We start from the raw sequence: 19,821 nt of genomic DNA, 5'->3' as shown, positions 1-19,821 counted from the left end.
CATGAATACAAAACCAGAATTTCACGGCAGTGACCTGGAAAAAATATCGGAATATTACGGAATTCCAAGGGATTCCATCATCAGCTTCGGCGCCAACGTAAATCCGCTCGGATTATCCAAGAGAGTCAAGGCCGTCCTGAGCAGCCATCTGGATATCATTTCCTCATATCCGGACAGAGAATACACCTCTCTGCGCCATGCCATCGGAGAATACTGCCAGGTATCCCCCTCCCATGTCATAGTCGGGAATGGTTCAACCGAATTAATCTCCCTGCTCATCGAACAGCGCTGCCCCCGGAAAACACTCATACTGGGCCCCACCTATTCTGAGTATGCCAGAGAGCTTTCCTTCTCTGACAGCAAGCAGGACTATTACCATCTGAATCCCGAAACAGGTTTCCGCCTCGATATCAATGATTTTCTCTCAAAGCTGCAGAACGGATATGACCTGCTGATCATATGCAACCCAAACAATCCGACGTCCTCTGTCATTGAAACAACTGAAATGCGCAGAATTCTTTCTGTCTGCCGGGAAAACAACACCTTTGTCATGATTGACGAGACTTATGCAGAGTTTTCCGCGGATATCGCTTCGGTAACAGCCATGTCCCTGATCGAAGATTTTGATAACTTCATGGTGCTCCGCGGAGTCTCCAAGTTCTTTGCCGCTCCTGGCCTTCGTCTGGGCTACGGAGTAACCAGCAGCCAGTCTTTCCTGGCACAGGTAAAAGAACATCAGATCCCCTGGTCTCTAAACAGCATCGCAGCATTTGCCGGAGAACTGATGCTGCAGGATACTGATTATATAGAAGAAACCCGCCGGCTCATACTAAGCGAACGCACAAGAATGCTGGAAGAACTGCGTAAAATAAATAACATCACCGTATACGATGCTGCCGCCAACTTCATCCTGATCCAGATCCACAAACCCGGAGTCAGTGCCTTCGATGTATTCGAAGCCTGCATCAAACAGGGAATGATGATACGGGACTGCTCCTCCTTTCAGTGTTTGGAAGGCGAATACGTGCGGTTCTGCGTGATGGGGCGCGATGAGAACGCGAGGCTCATTGAAGGGATTAAGGGGGTTCTTGGGTAGGAAGGGACGCTGCGATGGCGTACGGGGAGGCTTATGCTGATTTTGGAAGCCTCTAGCGTGCCGTACAATTGCTTACTGCGAAAAAACCGCAGCTTATGGGTGACAATTGATTTCCAAATCAATTGTCAAGAGCATCTGAGCTTAGAAAGCATCAGGCTTTCTAAGTGAATATGCTCGGTCCCATAAGCTGCGGCTTTTTCGCAGTTAGCAATTGTAGGCTAAGCGGCCGGTTTCCAAAATCAGCATAAGCCTCCCCGGACGCCATCGCAACGTCACGCTTCGCTCAGGCGCCCTACTCCTTCAATATCAACGCCAAAAAAACAAGGTCCTCTCCCCCCGTATTTTTGATGCCGTGTCCGTCTCCGTTTTTGCAGTATGTTACATCTCCCGCCTCTATGGGAACTGCTTTTCCGTTGTCATCGTACATTCCTTTTCCGGATAGTATATAGTAAGTTTCGGTTTCTCCGTGATGTTCGTGGTAACCAAGCTCGCAGTTTGGCTTAAGGGTTACCTGAGAAAACATTTTGCAGTGGCTGCCCAGCTGTTCCGGGGTAAGCAGGGCTTCTTTCATGATGAAGCCGGCTCCTCCGTTTACTTTTTCAACTGTCTCTATCTTTCTTTCTCCTGCTTTTGTCATTTAAAATTCCTCCTTTTTATATTGTATACATGTATATTAAAAATCTTTTACCATCTGACGATAATCCAGATTCTTGTATCCCAGCCTTTCATAAAGTGCCTTGGCTCTTGTGTTGTCCTCTTCCACTTCCAGACGGAACCGTGTAACGCCGGCATCTCTGTGCCCCTCCAAATATTGGAAAAACTCGCTCCCCAGTCCTTTAGAGCGGTATTCTTCCAGAATATAAAGTTCTTCCAGCCAGTATACATACCCTCCTGCCTCCTGGGAAAATGTCTTTGCAATCAGGCCGTATCCTGCCGGGCTGCCCTCAGACTCCAGCATGTAGATCTGTCCGTATGTTCCGCTGCTGATACATTCCTCAAAAGTCTTTTCAATGTATGAATCCGGTACTGGATGCACCACTGCCGGTGAATGATAAAAATCATGTGCCATTTTCAAATACAGTTCTCTGTCTTCCTGTCTCAGTTCTCGTACCATAAAAGCCTCCTGTTGTTAACTAGAGTACTCTCGGAAACTCTTTGTGCCCAGCTTTGTGAGTTGATTTTTTGTCAGTTGTGCACAATATTTATGAGGCGTACGCGGCGCGTACGTTGATTAAATTTGTGTGCGGCTGGTGAAAAATCAGCCGCAAAGATGGGCGCAAGAGAGTTTCCGAGAGTGCTCAGCTAAATGTGTTTGTCCGGAGTGTGCCTGCGCCTGCATTTTATGAATATCCACCACTGCTCATGGCAGATCAAAGATCGAGACACCGCTCCGCTGTCCCCATCCTATCACATTTCCCGATAAAGGTCTACCCTGTCTTAATCTTGAGATTTTCCTTAGATAATTTTAAGAAATCATCTTCCTGTTTTGTGGTATAATACCTATATACTAATTGACTTTGATATCCAGAAAGGATGGTGTAATTATGGAATTAAATGAAGGCTTAAGGAAAATATTTCTTGCAGGTGTAGGCGCTGTAGCTACTACAGCGGAGACTGCAAAAGATGTTGTTGACAATCTGGTTAAAAAAGGGGAAATTACCGTAGAGCAGGGAAAGGTTCTCAATGAAGAACTGAAACAGAGTGCAAAAGAGAGAATGAAAGAACATGTAACTGTTACGGTTGTAAAGGAATACAAAGATGCGATGTCCGCTGTTGACCATATGAAAGCAGATGAGCTGGAGGCCCTGAAAGCTAAGATTGCCGAGGCTGAGAAGGCCGCTGCAGAAAAAGCTGCAGCAGAAAACAATGAGCAGACTGCAGAAGAGTCCGGTGAAACAGATGAAAATAAATCGGGACCTCAGGAATCCTGCGAGGCCGCAGAATCTGCTGCCTGCCCGACAGAAGAAACTCCAGACGCTGCAGATACAGAAGCTTCGGATGCCACTCCCTCACAGGATGCCCAGTAGCAGGACACGCCTATGAATGAAACGAATGTAACCCTGGAACCACCCTTGTCAGAAACACCAACTTCCCAAAAGCGCCTGCGGGAGATTCTGCAGGTGCTTGGAAAGCATCATATTACGCATGGACTCACTCCGTTCAAGCTCCGTGAGATTCTGGAAGATCTGGGTCCCACCTATGTAAAGCTCGGACAGATCATGTCCATGCGCTCGGATATGCTTCCGGAAAATTACTGCCGTGAGCTTACGAAGCTGCGTACAGAGGTCAGGCCGCTGTCCTATTCCGTAATCTCGGCAGTCATTGAAGAAGAACTCAAAGAGCCGGCGGGAAATGTCTTCTCACAGATTGAGGAGATTCCTCTCGGCTCTGCTTCTATTGCCCAGGTGCATCCTGCTGTCTTAAAGAACGGCACAAAAGTCGTCATAAAAATTCAGCGTCCAGCCATTAAAAAAACCATGCAGAACGACATTCTTCTTCTGAAAAAGGCGGCCGGCATTCTGAAGCTGGCCATAGGAACAGAGGATTTGATTGACTTCAGAACCATTCTGGATGAGCTCTGGAAAACAACCCAGGAAGAAATGGATTTTCTTCAGGAAGCCGCAAACCTGGACTTCTTCTATGAAAATCAGAAGGATATCGTATACGTCACCTGCCCAAAGGTATATCACGAATTCACGACGCCCCGTCTGCTTGTCATGGACTATATTGACGGCATACAGATTGATGAGGTGGAACGTCTGAAGGAACTCGGCTATGATATGACAGAAATCGGACAGAAAGCCGCTGAAAATTACTGCAAGCAGATACTGGAGGACGGATTTTTCCATGCTGACCCGCATCCAGGCAATCTCTGGGTTGCAGGCGGACAGATCGCATGGCTTGATCTGGGTATGACAGGACGGCTGACAGAGCACAATAAGCAGCTTCTGAAAAAGGCCATCACGGCCATTCTGGAACAGGATATCTATTCTCTGAAAAATGTACTGCTGGCCTTTGGGGAACCTCAGGAACGTGTCAACCACGCACGTCTTTACACCGATATTGATGATATTCTGAGCAAATATATGTCTATGGATTTCGGCACCATGAAACTGGGTGATTTAATTGAGCGCATGCTCTCTCTTGTAAAAGAGCACCGCCTCGCAATCACCCCCGATATCACACTTCTCGGACGAAGTATGATAACAATGGAAGGAACACTGACCGCCTGTGCCCCTGATGTAAATATCCTTCAGATCCTCACTGTACACATGTCATCTCTCCTTTTAAAGGAACTGGATGTAAAAAAGCTTCTCAGCCATAAGGGCCGCCAGCTGTACACTTCGATGGATAAATCACTGGATATCCCGGCGCAGCTCTCTGACCTGCTTAATATCACCAAAAACGGCCAGGCCCAGCTGAATCTGCAGATGTCTGACTCCGAGGAGATGCGGGAGGATATGCACAGAACAGCAAACCGTTTTATCCTCAGTATACTGGCGGCCGCTTTGTTCATCGGATCCGGCATGATTGTCAATGTACGTACGATACCGCTATGGTTCGGAATACCCTGGATCAGTTTTCTTGGGTACAGCATTTCCGGGGTACTGATCATTGCTCTGATCATCCGGATTTTGTTCTGGCATAAGAAGTAATGGAAAAGTCACCGCATAGAAAGGAAGCATTTTCAATGGCAAATATATTAATTGTGGAAGACGAAAAAAATATGCAGGAGATTATGATAGAATACATGAGAAAAGGCGGTCACACCTGTTTTGCCGCCGACGATGGCGTAGATGCCTTAATGCTTTTAAAAAATCATCCTATGGACCTGATGGTACTGGATATAATGATGCCCCATCTGGATGGATTTTCTGTCTGTAAAATGGCAAGAGAAATGAGCAGTCTGCCTATTATCATGCTGACGGCCAGGAGCAGCGAGGATGATAAGTTAAAGGGCTACGAATATGGAGCCGATGACTATATGACAAAACCTTTCAGCCCCAGAGTACTGCTGGCAAAAGCCAATGCACTTCTGCGCCGCTCTTCCTCCGGAAAGACTGACTCATTGCACGCAGGAAAGATCACGTTAATACCGGCCTCTCATAAAGTCTTTGTGGATGGACAGGAAGTCACGCTGACTCACAAAGAATATGAACTGCTGCATTTTTTTCTCACGAACTCCGGACAGATCTTTAGCCGGGATCAGCTGCTGAACCGGATTTGGGGGTATGATTTTGCGGGAACCACCCGAACCGTAGATACCCACATCAAAACCCTTCGTCAGAAGTTAGGGGACGAAAGCAGACACATTGTCACACTGATTCGCTCCGGTTACAAGTTTGAGGAAGCCGTATGAAGATCAAAGACCACTTTACGATTTGCACTGTGCGAAAAAAAATTTTAATGATTTCAAAACTGGCTGGTATCGCACTGATATTGTCCTATCTTATTTCTACTCATTTGCCGCTCGACACAGATATATCCTTTTGGATCTGGTTTTCTTTTATCATTTTGCTGGTTCTGATTGTGGATTTTCTGATGGGCCGTTTCATCTCGTATCCCATCGCTAAGCTCAGCCATGCGGCCCGTCAGATGGCGGATCTGAATTTTTCTTCTCCCTGCGCAGTCAGGACAAACGATGAATTTGGAGAACTGTCTGCAAGCCTCAATTCTATGGCCGAAAATCTGCAGCAGGCCCTTACCGGACTCGAGAACGCAAATGCCCGGCTTAAAAAGGACGTGGAACAAAAACGGCTGCTGCTGGCCGAGCGCAAAGAGCTGGTGGACAGCTTATCACATGAAATGAAAACGCCGCTTGGTGTTATTCGTGCCTATGCCGAGGCACTGCAGGATGAAGCTGACGATGTCAAAAAGCAGCTCTATTCGGAAGTCATTATTGCTGAAACAGACCGTATGAACAGCCTTATTACAACATTGCTGGATTTGTCTGCACTTGAAACAGGAGCTTCCCATCTCGCACCGGAGCACTTCGATTTTGTAGAATTTTTGGAAACCGTTGCCGGAAGGCTGTTAATCGACGCTTTGGATGTCAATTTCGAGTTACAGTTTGAACTTCCCGATCATAAAGTATTCGTTTTTACTGATAAAGCGCGTATGGAACAGGTATTAGACAACCTGATCATCAATGCCAAAAGAAATGTGCAGCCAGGCGGTATCATTAAGTTATTATTGACGGAAGAAAACGGGGGATTGCATTTCTCCATTTATAATCAGGGCCCGCTCATTCCCCAGGATAAACTGCCCAAAATCTGGACCAAATTCTACAGGGGCCACGGCTCTAAATACAGTGGTTCCGGGTTGGGTCTTGCCATTGTTGCACAAATTTTATCCATGCAGGAGCTGAACTACGGCGTAAAAAATCTAAGCGATGGAGTCCTGTTTTATTTTACTGTCAAAATTGTCAGATAGATCTTTTATCGATTCCCGACGGCCCTGCTTTCCACAATGAAAGCAGGGCCGTTTTTATTAAGATTTCACACCAGCTTCACTGCAGCCTCACACTGGTTTCACCTCAATTTCATACATTTATTTCACACAGAAGGGGACATCCCTGTACATAAAGGAGGTAATTTATATGACATTTTTAAATCTGGAATGGTACTGGTGGCTGATCATTGTGATCTTGCTGGCAATTGCCATACTTCTCAAGATCAAATTTATTCAGTGGTGGAACGGGCGGCAGTATGATAAGAAAAAAGAGCAGCATGGAAAATGGGGGGATGAAGAATGATAGAAGTAAAAGATCTGACCTTTTCCTACAGAAAGGATAAACAGGCACTGCACAGCCTGACATTTAAGGTGGAAGACGGAGAAATCTTTGGCTTTCTGGGGCCAAACGGCTCTGGAAAGTCTACCACCCAGAAAATCCTGACCGGAATCCTGAAAGGATATGGAGGCCAGGTATCTCTCTTCGGACAGAATATGAATTCCGAACATACACAGACCTTTTACCAGAAAATCGGCGTACTGTTCGAGTTTCCTTATCTGTATTCCAATCTGAGTGCTTTGGATAATCTTAAATATTTTTCATCTTTTTATCCCAGAGGGCAGCTGCGGGATGCGGAGGAACTGCTGGATAAACTGGAATTTATACCTGATTTTTTGAAAAAGCCTGTCACATCCTATTCCAAGGGAATGCGGCAGCGGGTGAGCATGGCGCGGGCACTCATCAGCAATCCACAGGTTCTGTTTCTGGATGAGCCAACCAGTGGGCTCGATCCGTCCGGCGCAGTCCTGTTCCGCAGAATCATTGAGGAAGAACGTCAAAAAGGAACCACGGTATTCCTGACAACCCACAATATGCTGGACGCAGATTTGCTTTGCGACCGGGTGGCTTTTATTTCTAACGGAAATATCGCAGCTCTGGATACACCAGAAAATCTGAAGAGACAGAACAGCAGCCGCTATATCGAAATCGACTATTGTTATGAGGGCAGACAATTAAAAAAAGTAATCGAGGCTCCTGAGCTGGAAGACGGTATTCCATTTGCCCATGATGAGATTATCAGCATCCATTCCCAGGAACCGACTCTGGAAGATATGTTTATTCAGTACACCGGAAGGGGGCTCTCCTAATGCAAAAAAGCCTGCCTGCACTTATTAAAAAAGATCTCAAACTCATGCTTTCAAGTAAATTTTTTCTGCTGGCTATCGGTTCTCTTGTTTTGTATTCCTGCTACATCAATTTCGTATATGTTAATATTGATCAGGACATTTTCCCTGTTTATTTGTATGATCCGCACCACTCTCTGGAATCTCTTCCCTCTTTCGTTACAAAGGTTGACAGCAGAAAGGAATTACAGGAAGCATACTCAGATGGATATTCCGTAGGCCTTGATATGTCCGGCGCCACACCAAAGATCTGCATGATTTCTTCCGGCTCAGACAAAACCGATAACTATCGGGCCGCTTATGCTCTTTCGGCATTGTCCTCAGATGGTTCTTCTCATGCAGAATTGATTGGGAAAAATGACAGGGAAATGAAAAACAGACGTGAGATTACTTCCGAATTTCTGTTTTTTGAACTGTCTGCGGTTGGCTTTCTCGGACTGGCTGCTATGCTGTTTAAGGAAAAACATATGGGTGTTATCCGGATACATGGAATACTTCCTATAAACCCAAACATTTTTATACTTTCTAAACTGGGACTTATTTTATTGTCAGACCTTGTATTTGCCGTATTGCTGACTTTGTTTAATCTGGGGATTAATGCGGGGATCTCCGTACTTCCCGCCGTTTTGCTGCAGACAGGAATTTTATCCATTATCATGGCGCTTGCCGGCTTTTTCTGTGCCATATCACTGCCCGATTTCAAACAGTTTTCCCTGCTGTATCTCATACTTGCAATTTTTATCACAACCCCTGTTTTTCTTGCAGGACAGACAAACTTATCCTGGTCCTGGATAAACCTTCATCCAATGTATCATCTGTTTATGGCAATGAAAAATGCCTATTTTCATACTCCTGTTGCAAACGGCACTTATTACACGGTCTGCGGAGCGGCAATCATACTGCTGTTCCTGCTCGCACGCCTACGGCTTACACGGGAAATGACAAAGGAGGGATAATATGAAAGGGATTAAATACCAACTAAAAAATATCCGCCGCGACAAGCTGTGCATCCTGACATTTCTGCTGCCGGTCTTTATAGGTTTTGCACTCAGTCTATTATCCGATGTCAGCTTTTCTTCCATCAGCGAAATTACTTTCGGAATTGTAAAAAATGATCTGCCCGCAGACACTGTTGACTGGCTGAAAAGTAACGGCAATGTGACTGTTTACCAGAAAACCGCTGATTTGAAAGAAGCTGTTAATGATCCTTCTTCACAAATGATCGGAGTACTCAAAAATGACGCTGGAATCCAGACAATACGCTCCGGTGATGAGCTTCAAATGATGTCCATTATCGGGGATACGCTCCCACTGCTTTTTGCTGAACAGCATACTGTTTCCCAATATAATATATCGGTGATTCCGCTAAAACATAACAACGATATTTTAAAGCCGCTTCTTATTGTAATCACCCTGGTTACGGCAATGTTTATGGGGTGTACTTTTAACGCTATGAACATGATTAGTGAGAAGGAAGACGGAATTATCTTTATCAATGAAGTACTGCCAATGACAAAAACTCAGTTTCTTATTCAAAAACTACTCCTGGGTTTTACCGGAAGTATCCTCTCAACCGCCATTACGGCTGCAGTCTGTATTCGGGTCAGTCTGGTGCAGCTTCTGCCGCTGATACTCCTGATTCTGCTGTCTGCTTTTATTGCAGCTCTGGCGGGGGTATTTATCGGGCACTTTTCCAGCGGGCTGATGGTTGGTATTGTCTATATCAAAATTGTCATGATTTTATTTCTGGCACCCCCAATTTTATTTTACCTGCTTGTTCCCTCAAGCAGTATACTTCATAAAGTATCCTGCATTCTCCCTTCCAGTGCAGCATTTTATGGACTGATGGATTTACTGAACGGGAAGTCCCAGGATATAACTATTTACCTCGTCGTATTGACAGTTCATTCTCTCATCTGGCTTTCACTTTACAGGCGGCTTTCTTTACGAGGTCAGAAACACGCGTAAAAAAGGGATACCCAAAGGGCACCCCGTAATTCATGCCCTTTGGGTATAGCCTGATGCGAACTATTTTTATGGAAGACATTTTATAAAATGGTATTGTATTTTTTTCATGAAAGGTAATTCTTTATGAACTGCTTTTGATGTCTTCTTATATAGCAGGAACAGTTTGTCGTGTATTTCTTTTGAAGGCGGGGCTTTATCGTATGCAGCCTTAAGTGCGGCCTGCCGGAGCATCTCCCAGTCTTGTCCGGACACTTGGGGCAGGGCTTTCCTTAACGCTTCAAAGGAGGCTGCGCTGAAAGGTGTTTCTGCAGAAACTCCAAGGAGACCGGACATTCTGCAGAATGCAAGGTATATTTCCACAATCCCTCTTCCTTCCGCGTATCTGCTGAGCGCATAAGATTTGTTTTTTCTGCGTACGGCTGCCTGCACTGCCGTTATAATAATGCACAGCACGATCAGCAGAAATACCTTTAAAATAGTTACCGCTGTTTTAGACAGCCGGTGCACACTTGCCGGACTTGAAGATGCCGGCGGGACTGCTGACTGGCTGTTTCCTGTGTAAGGAAGAGTATGTTCTCTTACCACCCATGCATTTTCGTAGGTTTCACACCAGGCATGCCCCATGTCTCCGGTTACTTCCGCTCGGTATGTCCCATCCTCCTGTTCTATAAAAGCGGAAGGAGGAATGGCATATCCCTCTGCATATCTGGCCGTAAATCCCATAATCCGGTACATCAGAACGGCTGTTGTGGCAAAGTGCACGCAGAATCCTTTTTTATTTTCAAACAAAAAATATTCGGCAAAATCCTGGTCCTGGGGAGTCGTTCCCGGGTTGTAATCGTATACGGTGTTCTCTTCAAACTCCTTTTGTATAAAATCCGAAGCGTCCTCTACTGATTGGATATCCTGTTTTTTACAGAGGCTGATCAGGCGGGTCAGATTTTCCGGATACTCTTTGTACTGATCCAGTACCTCATCATGGTTCTCCAGGGTACTCCAGGTGCTGTTCTCATAGGTTCCGCCAAACTCCAGCGGCAGATAAAAAGTGGTATCAGGACGGGTATCGGTACCAACTGTAATCCCTTCTCCGTCTCCCGGCTGAAAATATCCTATGTTCTGCAGACTGGCCGTCCCACCGCCTGTAAACCGGTCATGGCCGATTCCGGGAGAACCGCCCTCCTCCGGGAAAATTCCACCCTGCATGTCTTCACTATTCTGGTCCGCAGTCTCCGGCGGTAAATCCTGTGCTTCTTCCGGCTGCTCTTCTTTTCTCTCTTCCGGTTCCTCCTGATTTTCTTCCTTATCCCCTGCTGTCCCGGTTATCTCTTTCAATTTCTGTACAACATGCTTCTCGATTGCTGCCTGAGCCTGAACATACGGACCATTCTCCACCGTCTTTCCCGCTTCAATCCGGCCCGCAAATCCCCAGGATACTGCGCAGAGGACAGATAAAAGGGCGGCTGCCGCCGCTGCGTTCCCCCAGACAGACTTTCCCGAACTGCCTGAACCTATGGCAAAGTAGATACCGCAGGCCAGAACCAGAAGCCCGCAGGCTTTCACCGATGGGAAATACCCTTCCATCGCTGAAAGTATGGCCGGAATTAAAAGCAGCAGAACCACCGCTATTTCCCCTTTTCCATGCAGCAGAGCCAGAGAAAATACTGCCAGGAACGGAATCATAGCCACCGCGAACCCCATGGCCAGTAAGCTTACAGACAGTTCCGGCACCTCGTAGAGAAGCAGCGGTACAGTGCCCTCCTGGTGAACTCGCAGATAGGCATTCGCAATCGAATTAAGCACTGCCGTGACAATCAGCTGGTTTTTCCATGCCAGAAAAATGAGGACGACGCCGTCTGCTGCCAGATACAGAAACTTTTTCTTTCCTCTGCTGCCAAGCATCCATATCAGTACCCCAGACAGCAGAAACAGCAGAATATACAACCTGGCTTTCTGTACCTGCATTGGGAATACCGACAAAAAATTCTCCAGCCAGGCCACTGCAAGAAAACCTGCCGACATGGTTCTGGCTGCAAACAAACTGATCCGGTCAATTTCCCCGGATGTCTCTCTGCTTTTCTGTTCATATAGCCTAATGCCCGATTTTCCCTCTCTTCTGCTTTTCATCGGCAGTCTCCTCCCTATAGCTGCAGTAATTCCTGTTTTTTGCCGTTGACTGTAATTGCACCTCTCCCGTCAATTCTGACGATACTGCTGAAATGTTCTCCACGGAATGCATTCTCATAACATACTTCTCTCATCTTTTCATCCGCGTACGGCTCCATCTCCAGCATTCTCCAGAGAAGACCGTGGACTGCCTCTTCATCGCTGACCTTCCATTTCACAATTCTTGCATTCTTCTCTTCAAACCAGGCAGCCATGTGGATGCACTTTTCCTCTGCCAGCGTCATGCACAGAGAGGCGGCGGCTTCCAGCATCTTGCTGAATCCCTCGCTGCTCTGCCCTTTTCGTGGAAAATCCATCCAGACAAGCACAACACATCCCAGTGGAAAGCTGTATTCTTTTACCATCAGTGTGTCCTCCTTGGCCGTCAGCTTCCAGTGTATGTCATGAATCGAATCCCACGGACGGTATTCCCGTATCTGATAGATTTCGGAAGGATCGTCCCCGCTCTTTTCCACTGAATACTCATCCGCATCGGCCAGGAATTCTCTGGTCCGCCTTGTAATTTCCAGCGGTATCAGGGAGGCTTTGGGCATAATCCCGACGTATGCCTTTTCTGACAAAGAAATAGACCTGTAAAATATTCCCATAAAGTCGTAAATCCTCATTCTATCCAGCGAAATTTCCATGCTTCCGCAGTATTCCGATGTCAAATAAAATGGAAGTGTCTTCTTCCTGCCCGGCTCCAGCATTCCTGCCATCTTTTTTTCCGTCCTCTGACTGGAATTCCTTCCCCCTGCTTTCACTTTCAGTTCATATTTTCCGTTCCAGATCCGGGATGCATTATTCACCCACAGTTTAATTCTGATCTTCTGATTCTTCTCTCCCATTGCGGGTACTTTACCAATCCCAGCGGTCAGCCTGGCCCCCATGCTGCGCAGACAGGCAAATGATGCAAGCGGATACAATATCTCCAGCACAATTGCGGCCGAGAGTGCCGGTGTGTCATACATCAGAAACAGGTAGGCCGTCACCAGAACTGCCGCCGCATATCCAACTGCTCGTTTTATCATGTACTCACCTAACGCCTTTTCATAACCGGAGGCTTCACCTCTTCCAGAATCTGTTCCAGCACATCTTCTGTCCTGATGTGCCCCACTTTTGCTTTTGTGCTGAGCTGTATTCTGTGGCCTGCCACGCATTGAAACACCTCGGCCACATCATCGGGAATCACATACTCCCTTCCGCTCAGGTAAGCACCTGCCTTTGCCATCGCCGCCATGGCTACCGTCCCTCTCGGACTCAGGCCCATCGCGATATGTTCCCCTTCCCGGGTAGCCTTTGCCAGCTGTGCAATGTAAGCGTAGACTGCATCGTGTAAATACAGCGCCTTCACCTCTTCCTTGGCACGTACAAGCCGCTCCGCAGTCATGACTCTCTCCACGGGCTCTGTGGTACGTCCCAGCTGGTTCCTTTTCATAATCTCCACTTCCTCTTTTACGCTTGGATACCCCATGCTCACACAGATCATAAAACGGTCCAGCTGTGACTCCGGAAGCAGTTGTGTTCCGGCAGAACCCGCAGGATTTTCCGTAGCGATTACAATAAAAGGATTGCCCGTCTTTCTGGTTACCCCATCCACAGTCACCTGCTTTTCCTCCATGACTTCCAAAAGCGCAGACTGGGTCTTGGGCGAAGTTCTGTTAATCTCATCCGCCAGCAGAATATTACACATCACCGCCCCCGGCTGATATACAAACTGCTCGGTGGCCTTCTGATACAGAGTAAATCCCGTCAGATCAGCCGGAAGTACATCCGGCGTAAACTGGACCCGTTTCTCCTGCAGCCCCATTGCCTTCGAAAATGCAAGGGCCATGGTGGTCTTGCCCATTCCCGGGATATCCTCCACAAGAATATGCCCCCCGGCCAGAATTGCCATCATAATCTTTTCCGAAATATCCGCTTTGCCCACAACTGCCTTGCCAACCTCATGAAGCACGGCACGTATGGACTCTCTATAATCAGACATAAAACGCCTCCTTTAGACTAATTTCAAAGTAAAGTATAACACGAAAAAGTCGAAATGGGTAGGTGGAATGAAGGGAGGTCGCCTGTCTGAAGCGGGAGGGACGACGGGGGGGCGGGAAACTTCAGGGAACCTTTCTGCAGGCGGTCCGTTTGCCAAGTATCACTAGATAAAAACCACACCGGACGGGGAGGCACCGTCGGCATTCACCCCGCAATTCTGATGAATTGCGCGGCTCAGGCCGACTTAAACTCTGCTTCGGAAGCAGAGTTTAGCCTCCCCGTCCGGTGTGGTTTTTATCAAGTGATACTACGGCGCTCTCTATGCCTGTCAGAAAGGTTCCCTGAAGTTTCCCGCCCCCCGTCGTCCCTCCCGCTCCAGACAGGCTGGGTGCATCCAGGCGGTTGGAATCTCGTTGGTGGACTTTTGCGGGAGCAGCGGATTAAGATGGATGCCCGGATGTTAATGGGATTTGGAGTGTTTATATGAATTTGGAATCAGGTATGCTAACTTAATCTAACATACACTCACGCTTAGATATTCCTATCCGCTTCTTCTGCCACACATTCACGCGCAGACATTCTAATCTACTTCTCCTGCCACACATTCACGCGCAGACATTCCCATCCGCTTCTCCGGTAAAGATCCCCCACCAGTAAGGGCACTTCTGCCTTAACGAACCAGCTTCCGGACCCGGGCATAGGGGCAGCTGGAGGCGTCTTACGACTGTTAGCTGGAGTTAAGTAAAATAAAAGGAAAACCGGGGTGATTTTTATGATTCCGAATCATAAAAATCCCTGGCCCCAGCGCGCGAAGCCATCAGGGCTTCGCGTGATGTGGCCAGGTTGCCCCGGTTTTCCTTCTATTTTACTTTACTCCAGCTTACTGCCGTAACCCGTCTCCAGCTGCCCCTATGCCCGGGTTCGGAAGCGTCCGCTCAGCCACAAAAGTGCCTTCACTGCACAATCTTATAATATTGTTTGGAGGTTACTGTGAATACGATGGCGTAGAATACTGCAAATATGAGTACTGTCCCCACTGTACACAGGAAAAACAGGTGTACGTTTACCAGATTCATGACCGCCAGCAGTTTTGTAACTGTTTTGAAGGCAAATGCCACATGGATGATGGCGGCGATCAGCGGCATGAAGAAGACCATCAGTACCTGGCTTTTGATGGAATGACGCACTTCTTTTTTACTCATTCCTACTTTCTGCATGATTTGATAACGGCTGCGGTCATCATATCCCTCAGATATCTGTTTATAGTAGATGATTAGGACGGTGGCCATTAGGAATAATGAGCCTACGAATACTCCCAGGAATAAGAATCCGCCATATATTATGAAAAATTCTGATCTGTACGCATCTTTATACTCGATGTATGACTCTGCCACTTCCTCCGTGAAGCGCTGCTCTATGGCTTTGACAGCCGTATTTTTTGCTTCTTCTTTTCCGCTCATATTAAAGGAATCAGAATAGGTGACCTTATCCGCGCCTTCATAACCGTACTGCTGTTTCAATTCTGCAATCTTTTGTACATCAGGCATGACCACAATCATTCCCTCTACTGCGCTGGATACATCGTTTTTGGCTTCGCTTTTCAAACTGATTGACTTTTTCACCTTGTAGGTTTCATTTTCTATCCGGAAGGTGTCTGAATGAACTCCGCTGTCAGGCATTTGAACAAATATTTCATTCTCTTCCAGTGTTTCATTAGTTCCTTCCAGTCTGTTATAATCCGACAGCGGAATGATTTCCATCCATCGGAAATCTTCCGTTGAATAGGATGCAGCTGCATTTTCTTCCAACAATACCCTGCTGTTTTTTTGGTCGTAAATTACAGTGAACGCTCCCGCCCTGTAGTATACACGGTTTTCCAGTCCCACTCCGGCTTTTTCTGTTTCCTCCTTTATAATCTGGTCTGCTTTATCCAGATTTTCCTGTGATGTGTCATAGATCATTATATTCAGGTCTGTGGGAAACCTGGTTGACAGTGCATCTTCGATACCGGTATAGAGCGAAACTGATACAGATACCAATACGAGGACTATGGTACTCATAATACAGATGTTTGCAAGACCCACCGCATTCTGCTTCATTCTGTATATCATGCCGGATACAGAGGTAAAGTGCCTGCTCTGATAGTAAAACTTTTTATTCTTTTTTAATATTTTTAAAAAGGCAATGCTTCCGGCCGTAAACAGGCAGTAGGTTCCTATGATCACAAGTATGACTGCTATAAAAAACTTACCTATGGCTGCCAGCGGGGAATCCGTCGTCTGTGCGATATAGTAGCCGATGCCAAGTGTCGCTGCACCAATCAGTGCAAGCAGCCATTTCGTCTTCGGTTCTTTCTCTCCCTGGCTGCCGCCGTGCAGCAGCTCGACCGGATTGGCTGTCTGAACCTGAAACAGATTAAAGATAAAAGTTATCGCAAATATAATAAGAAATAATATTATTGTACCGATCATAGCATCTGATTCTACTGCGAATTTCAAAGGAACCGCAAAATGCATCATTTTCAGTAAAATCAAAAACATGAGCTTCCCTAAAAGAATTCCTGCTGCCAGGCCCAGGACAATGCTGACGAGAATTGTAAGGATAGATTCCCATGCCATCATCTTTGTCAGATTGCCTTTGTCCATCCCCAGCACCTGATAGAGGCCGAACTCCTTTTTCCTCTGTTTCACGAGGAAACTGTTTGTGTAAAACAGAAATACCACGGAAAAGATTCCTGTAACGATGACCGCCCATCCAAGAATTATTTTCAGGGAGGTTGCGCCCTGCATCTGATCCAGTCCTGTGTTTTTACTGATGGCGTACATGACATAGAACATCATCACTGTCAGTACGCAGGTCAGCAGATATGGAATGTAGGTCTTTCCGTTCTTTTTTAAATTTGTCAGTGCAAGCTTTGGATAAAACATTACTGCTCACCCCCTGTGCTCAGTACAGCCAGTGCCGCTGAAATCTTCTGGTACATTTCTTCGTTTGTCTGATTGCCTCTGTATATCTGATGGAATACCTGCCCATCTTTGATGAACATCACACGGTTTGCACTGCTTGCGGCTTTTACGCTGTGGGTTACCATCAGAATGGTCTGTCCGTTCTGGTTAATCGTATTGAAAAGGTTCATCAGGTCGTCTGAAGCCCTGGAATCCAGAGCCCCCGTCGGTTCATCTGCGAGAATCAGCTGGGGCTTTGTTATCAGCGCCCGGGCAACTGCCGCCCGCTGTTTCTGACCTCCGGATACTTCATAGGGGAATTTTTTTAACAGATCTGTGATTCCAAGCTGCCGTGCTATGGGATTCAAACACTGCTTCATTTCTTCATATTTTTTTCCCGCAAGTACCAGCGGAAGGTAAATATTGTCTTCCAGTGAAAAGGTATCCAGCAGATTGAAGTCCTGAAAAACAAATCCCAGATTCTGCCTTCTGAATGCTGCCATTTCCCGGTCTTTTATTGTACTCAGATCGCAGCCTTTGAGGAGTACCCTTCCGCTGGTAGGTTTATCCAGTGACGCCAGTATATTCAGCAGCGTCGTTTTTCCGGAACCGGATTCTCCCATAATTGCCACATATTCTCTCGGTTCTACAGAAAAAGTAACATCCGCCAGAGCCTGCACCTGACTACCTCCGAATCTGGTGGTATAAATTTTTTTTACATTTTTAACATCTAATAATGACATAAAGCTTTCCTGCCTTTCTTTTCTCATTGTTTTCCTGTCTATGCACGTATTATAAGGCACCTGCCCTGCTGCAATCCATAACTTTGCCTTTCAAAACAGGGGGAAATCCTTACGTTTTTGTAAGATTAGGTCACTTTTCTCTGTTTCTTTTACAAAAAATATGATATGATTACACTGTGTTTTGTCTGAAACTATCTTATCAGATAAGCACCAAATATGTCCACCAGGTCAAATACCTTTGGCCCCGCGGGCGGCGTCCGGCCATACTAGGGCTGCTGTTCCCGCGAGAATCAATGAATGGAGAAAGAAGTTATGAGTTTAATTGAAACAGTAAAAGATGCCGGTATTGTAGGGGCCGGCGGGGCAGGATTTCCTACACATGTGAAGTTGAACACAAAGGCCGAGTATTTTATCGTCAATGCCGCCGAATGTGAACCATTGATTGAGACTGACAAGTATCTGTGCAGAACCTTTGCCGATGAGTTAATTAAAGGAGTCATGTATATAGCCGGACATCTCGAGGCAAAGAAGTCTTACATAGCGCTCAAAGCCAAATACAAAGCTGAAATTGCCGCTTTAAAAGAGGCAATTGAAAAAAATAATGCAGACATCGAGATTTTTGAGATGAGAACCTTCTACCCTGCCGGAGACGAGCAGATTATCGTGCAGCAGGTTACGGGCAGAACCGTACCGGAGCGCGGCATTCCGATTGAGGTCGGTGCTGTCGTAGATAATGTAGGAACCGTGCTTGCCGTTTACCGCGCACTGACAGACGGCGGCAAAGTGACAGACAAATATTTATCTGTTGTCGGTGAAGTGAAGGAACCGATCATGCTGAAGGTGCCGATCGGAACATCCGTAAGAACATGCATAGAAGCAGCACAGCCTGTTATCTCCGATTATGCCATCATCCTCGGCGGACCTATGATGGGTAAAGTTTTCTCTGATGACAGTGTCATTGATCAGCAGGTCGTGACAAAGACAACCGGCAACATCATCGTTCTCCCGAAGGACCACTATCTGATCCGGAGAACGCAGGTTTCTATCCAGAGAATTAAGCACCAGGCAAGAAGCGCCTGCATCCAGTGCAGAATGTGTACAGATCTGTGCCCGCGTTTCCAGATCGGACACAGCATCAAGCCTCATCTTGTGATGAGAAATGTCTGGAGAGAAGAAACAATTGATTCCAACGAAGAATTTGCAAAGTGCTACGGCGATGCAGTGAACTGCTGCAGCTGCGGCGTCTGCGAGATGTTCTCATGTCCAATGGGCCTATCCCCGAGACAGGTCAATGACTATATGAAGGTACAGCTTCGTGAACGCGGAATCATGATAGACAAGACTCCGGATCCGACGGCAAGACCGACAATCGATCTGAACCGTATTCCGACCGACCGCCTGATCGCGCGTCTGGGCCTCGGCAAATATAACGGGCTGCATGCACACAGCTGTACGGAACTGTTTCCCAGGGAAGTATTCATTCCATTATCACAGCATATCGGCAAACCGGCTGCAGCTGTCATCAAAGCCGGCGACACCATACATAAAGGCGACTTAATCGGTCAGGCAGATGAGAAAGCGCTGTCAGCCAATATCCACGCCAGCGTTAACGGAACAGTCACCGAAGTAGCACCAAATGGTATTCGAATAAATGTAAACTAATGGAGGAATAAAAAAATGGGAAATTCAGTTGGAATGTTAGAATTATCCAGTATAGCAAAAGGAATTGAGACCTGCGACCATGTACTCAAGGCCGCGGAGGTTGAATTATTAAGGTCATCCACAATCTGCCCCGGTAAATATCTGATCATTATCGGGGGCGACACCAGCAGCGTGAATGCTGCCATGAATGTAGGGGAAGAGATCGCAGGACCATTTCTGGTAGACAAGCTTCTCATCCCGAACATCAGCGACCAGCTGATGCCGGCTATCAGCAGTACCACACAGGTTCCGACCACCGGAGCCGTCGGCGTGATTGAATTCTATTCGGTATCCTCGGCCATTGTCGCAGCTGATACTGCAGCCAAGGCTGCCGATATTCACCTGATTGAGATCCGCACCGGTTTTGCAGTGGGCGGAAAGGGATTCGTCACTCTGTGCGGAGATGTCAGCGCTGTGACCGCTGCTGTAAAAGCTGCCGAGTCCGTAAGCGAGCTGATGGTCAACAGTGTTGTAATACCAAGGCCTACAGATAAACTGTTTGAGGCACTGATGTAAGGAGCTCTGGTTTCAGAGGCTCTGCTATAAAAAAGCTATTATAAAAAGAAGTTCTGTCATGAGGGTC

At 46.7% G+C, this 19,821-nt stretch carries 18 protein-coding genes; 11 read left to right on the top strand and 7 right to left on the bottom strand.

Translation table 11 applies throughout. From position 1 onward, the window contains the following. Position 1: 1 nt before the first annotated feature. Positions 2 to 1,096, top strand: a complete 1,095-nt coding sequence (locus tag HMPREF0240_RS22040) for a threonine-phosphate decarboxylase (protein ID WP_009005611.1) — start codon at positions 2 to 4, stop codon at positions 1,094 to 1,096. 292 nt (positions 1,097 to 1,388) lie between these two features. Here HMPREF0240_RS22040 and HMPREF0240_RS22035 read toward each other — a convergent pair whose 3' ends face one another. Both HMPREF0240_RS22035 and HMPREF0240_RS22030 read right to left on the bottom strand, forming a co-directional pair. Next, entirely contained in the window at positions 1,389 to 1,733 is a 345-nt protein-coding gene (locus HMPREF0240_RS22035; protein WP_009005610.1) for a cupin domain-containing protein, read from the bottom strand. A 36-nt stretch (positions 1,734 to 1,769) separates the two neighbouring features. Then, complete coding sequence (locus HMPREF0240_RS22030; protein ID WP_009005609.1) at positions 1,770 to 2,210, bottom strand: GNAT family N-acetyltransferase; 441 nt, start codon at positions 2,208 to 2,210, stop codon at positions 1,770 to 1,772. A 430-nt stretch (positions 2,211 to 2,640) separates the two neighbouring features. Here HMPREF0240_RS22030 and HMPREF0240_RS22025 point away from each other — a divergent pair, with 430 nt between their 5' ends. From HMPREF0240_RS22025 to HMPREF0240_RS21995, 8 genes are all read left to right on the top strand, one after another. After that, positions 2,641 to 3,123 (top strand): phasin family protein, encoded by a 483-nt coding sequence (locus HMPREF0240_RS22025; protein WP_083806442.1) that lies wholly within the window; start codon positions 2,641 to 2,643, stop codon positions 3,121 to 3,123. A 12-nt stretch (positions 3,124 to 3,135) separates the two neighbouring features. Then, entirely contained in the window at positions 3,136 to 4,752 is a 1,617-nt protein-coding gene (locus HMPREF0240_RS22020; protein WP_050794599.1) for an AarF/UbiB family protein, read from the top strand. Positions 4,753 to 4,787: 35 nt separating this feature from the next. After that, positions 4,788 to 5,456 (top strand): response regulator transcription factor, encoded by a 669-nt coding sequence (locus tag HMPREF0240_RS22015; RefSeq protein WP_035314584.1) that lies wholly within the window; start codon positions 4,788 to 4,790, stop codon positions 5,454 to 5,456. Then, the gene (locus HMPREF0240_RS22010; protein WP_009005605.1) at positions 5,453 to 6,529 is read left to right on the top strand and encodes a HAMP domain-containing sensor histidine kinase; all 1,077 of its coding nucleotides are present in this window, start codon (positions 5,453 to 5,455) and stop codon (positions 6,527 to 6,529) included. The genes HMPREF0240_RS22015 and HMPREF0240_RS22010 overlap by 4 nt, the downstream gene beginning before the upstream one ends. A gap of 166 nt (positions 6,530 to 6,695) precedes the next feature. Beyond that, a complete protein-coding gene (locus tag HMPREF0240_RS24760) occupies positions 6,696 to 6,851 on the top strand; it encodes a hypothetical protein (protein ID WP_009005604.1) in 156 nt (51 codons plus the stop codon). Then, the gene (locus HMPREF0240_RS22005) at positions 6,848 to 7,696 is read left to right on the top strand and encodes an ABC transporter ATP-binding protein (RefSeq protein WP_009005603.1); all 849 of its coding nucleotides are present in this window, start codon (positions 6,848 to 6,850) and stop codon (positions 7,694 to 7,696) included. Before HMPREF0240_RS24760 ends, HMPREF0240_RS22005 begins: the two co-directional genes overlap by 4 nt. After that, positions 7,696 to 8,688: an ABC transporter permease gene (locus tag HMPREF0240_RS22000; protein WP_009005602.1), complete on the top strand. Its 993-nt coding sequence runs from the start codon at positions 7,696 to 7,698 to the stop codon at positions 8,686 to 8,688. The genes HMPREF0240_RS22005 and HMPREF0240_RS22000 overlap by 1 nt, the downstream gene beginning before the upstream one ends. Position 8,689: 1 nt before the next feature. Beyond that, the gene (locus HMPREF0240_RS21995; protein ID WP_009005601.1) at positions 8,690 to 9,700 is read left to right on the top strand and encodes an ABC transporter permease; all 1,011 of its coding nucleotides are present in this window, start codon (positions 8,690 to 8,692) and stop codon (positions 9,698 to 9,700) included. 66 nt (positions 9,701 to 9,766) lie between these two features. Here HMPREF0240_RS21995 and HMPREF0240_RS23650 read toward each other — a convergent pair whose 3' ends face one another. The 5 genes from HMPREF0240_RS23650 to HMPREF0240_RS21965 form a co-directional block, all read right to left on the bottom strand. After that, positions 9,767 to 11,824 (bottom strand): transglutaminase-like domain-containing protein, encoded by a 2,058-nt coding sequence (locus HMPREF0240_RS23650; protein WP_050794598.1) that lies wholly within the window; start codon positions 11,822 to 11,824, stop codon positions 9,767 to 9,769. A 14-nt stretch (positions 11,825 to 11,838) separates the two neighbouring features. Beyond that, positions 11,839 to 12,894 carry a DUF58 domain-containing protein gene (locus HMPREF0240_RS21985; protein WP_009005599.1) on the bottom strand — a complete coding sequence of 352 codons (1,056 nt, stop codon included), beginning with the start codon at positions 12,892 to 12,894 and terminating at the stop codon, positions 11,839 to 11,841. 8 nt (positions 12,895 to 12,902) lie between these two features. Then, positions 12,903 to 13,850: a MoxR family ATPase gene (locus tag HMPREF0240_RS21980; protein WP_009005598.1), complete on the bottom strand. Its 948-nt coding sequence runs from the start codon at positions 13,848 to 13,850 to the stop codon at positions 12,903 to 12,905. A 952-nt stretch (positions 13,851 to 14,802) separates the two neighbouring features. Then, the gene (locus tag HMPREF0240_RS21970) at positions 14,803 to 16,776 is read right to left on the bottom strand and encodes an ABC transporter permease (protein ID WP_009005597.1); all 1,974 of its coding nucleotides are present in this window, start codon (positions 16,774 to 16,776) and stop codon (positions 14,803 to 14,805) included. Continuing rightward, positions 16,776 to 17,537 (bottom strand): ABC transporter ATP-binding protein, encoded by a 762-nt coding sequence (locus HMPREF0240_RS21965; protein ID WP_009005596.1) that lies wholly within the window; start codon positions 17,535 to 17,537, stop codon positions 16,776 to 16,778. Before HMPREF0240_RS21965 ends, HMPREF0240_RS21970 begins: the two co-directional genes overlap by 1 nt. Before the next feature lie 312 nt (positions 17,538 to 17,849). On the opposite strand from HMPREF0240_RS21965, the gene HMPREF0240_RS21960 reads away from it, so the two are divergent. Together HMPREF0240_RS21960 and HMPREF0240_RS21955 are read left to right on the top strand one after the other, a co-directional pair. Continuing rightward, a complete protein-coding gene (locus HMPREF0240_RS21960) occupies positions 17,850 to 19,199 on the top strand; it encodes a 4Fe-4S dicluster domain-containing protein (RefSeq protein ID WP_009005595.1) in 1,350 nt (449 codons plus the stop codon). A 15-nt stretch (positions 19,200 to 19,214) separates the two neighbouring features. Continuing rightward, positions 19,215 to 19,754, top strand: a complete 540-nt coding sequence (locus HMPREF0240_RS21955; RefSeq protein WP_009005594.1) for a BMC domain-containing protein — start codon at positions 19,215 to 19,217, stop codon at positions 19,752 to 19,754. The last annotated feature ends 67 nt before the right edge of the window (positions 19,755 to 19,821 follow it).

This window comes from Clostridium sp. D5, from assembly GCF_000190355.1.
Lineage (GTDB): Bacteria > Bacillota > Clostridia > Lachnospirales > Lachnospiraceae > Faecalicatena > Faecalicatena fissicatena_A.
Note: the sequence above shows the minus strand (reverse complement) of the source record. Positions and strands in the feature narration are given on the sequence as shown.

Excerpts from the sequence above, each read along its gene's own strand:
- HMPREF0240_RS21970 (WP_009005597.1), bottom strand. The coding sequence starts at position 16,776 with ATGTTTTATCCAAAGCTTGCACTGACAAATTTAAAAAAGAACGGAAAG.
- HMPREF0240_RS21985 (WP_009005599.1), bottom strand. The coding sequence starts at position 12,894 with ATGATAAAACGAGCAGTTGGATATGCGGCGGCAGTTCTGGTGACGGCC.
- HMPREF0240_RS21965 (WP_009005596.1), bottom strand. The coding sequence starts at position 17,537 with ATGTCATTATTAGATGTTAAAAATGTAAAAAAAATTTATACCACCAGA.
- HMPREF0240_RS22000 (WP_009005602.1), top strand. The coding sequence starts at position 7,696 with ATGCAAAAAAGCCTGCCTGCACTTATTAAAAAAGATCTCAAACTCATG.
- HMPREF0240_RS22020 (WP_050794599.1), top strand. The coding sequence starts at position 3,136 with ATGAATGAAACGAATGTAACCCTGGAACCACCCTTGTCAGAAACACCA.
- HMPREF0240_RS23650 (WP_050794598.1), bottom strand. The coding sequence starts at position 11,824 with ATGAAAAGCAGAAGAGAGGGAAAATCGGGCATTAGGCTATATGAACAG.
- HMPREF0240_RS22005 (WP_009005603.1), top strand. The coding sequence starts at position 6,848 with ATGATAGAAGTAAAAGATCTGACCTTTTCCTACAGAAAGGATAAACAG.
- HMPREF0240_RS22015 (WP_035314584.1), top strand. The coding sequence starts at position 4,788 with ATGGCAAATATATTAATTGTGGAAGACGAAAAAAATATGCAGGAGATT.
- HMPREF0240_RS24760 (WP_009005604.1), top strand. The coding sequence starts at position 6,696 with ATGACATTTTTAAATCTGGAATGGTACTGGTGGCTGATCATTGTGATC.
- HMPREF0240_RS21995 (WP_009005601.1), top strand. The coding sequence starts at position 8,690 with ATGAAAGGGATTAAATACCAACTAAAAAATATCCGCCGCGACAAGCTG.
- HMPREF0240_RS21955 (WP_009005594.1), top strand. The coding sequence starts at position 19,215 with ATGGGAAATTCAGTTGGAATGTTAGAATTATCCAGTATAGCAAAAGGA.
- HMPREF0240_RS22030 (WP_009005609.1), bottom strand. The coding sequence starts at position 2,210 with ATGGTACGAGAACTGAGACAGGAAGACAGAGAACTGTATTTGAAAATG.
- HMPREF0240_RS22040 (WP_009005611.1), top strand. The coding sequence starts at position 2 with ATGAATACAAAACCAGAATTTCACGGCAGTGACCTGGAAAAAATATCG.
- HMPREF0240_RS22035 (WP_009005610.1), bottom strand. The coding sequence starts at position 1,733 with ATGACAAAAGCAGGAGAAAGAAAGATAGAGACAGTTGAAAAAGTAAAC.
- HMPREF0240_RS22010 (WP_009005605.1), top strand. The coding sequence starts at position 5,453 with ATGAAGATCAAAGACCACTTTACGATTTGCACTGTGCGAAAAAAAATT.
- HMPREF0240_RS22025 (WP_083806442.1), top strand. The coding sequence starts at position 2,641 with ATGGAATTAAATGAAGGCTTAAGGAAAATATTTCTTGCAGGTGTAGGC.
- HMPREF0240_RS21960 (WP_009005595.1), top strand. The coding sequence starts at position 17,850 with ATGAGTTTAATTGAAACAGTAAAAGATGCCGGTATTGTAGGGGCCGGC.
- HMPREF0240_RS21980 (WP_009005598.1), bottom strand. The coding sequence starts at position 13,850 with ATGTCTGATTATAGAGAGTCCATACGTGCCGTGCTTCATGAGGTTGGC.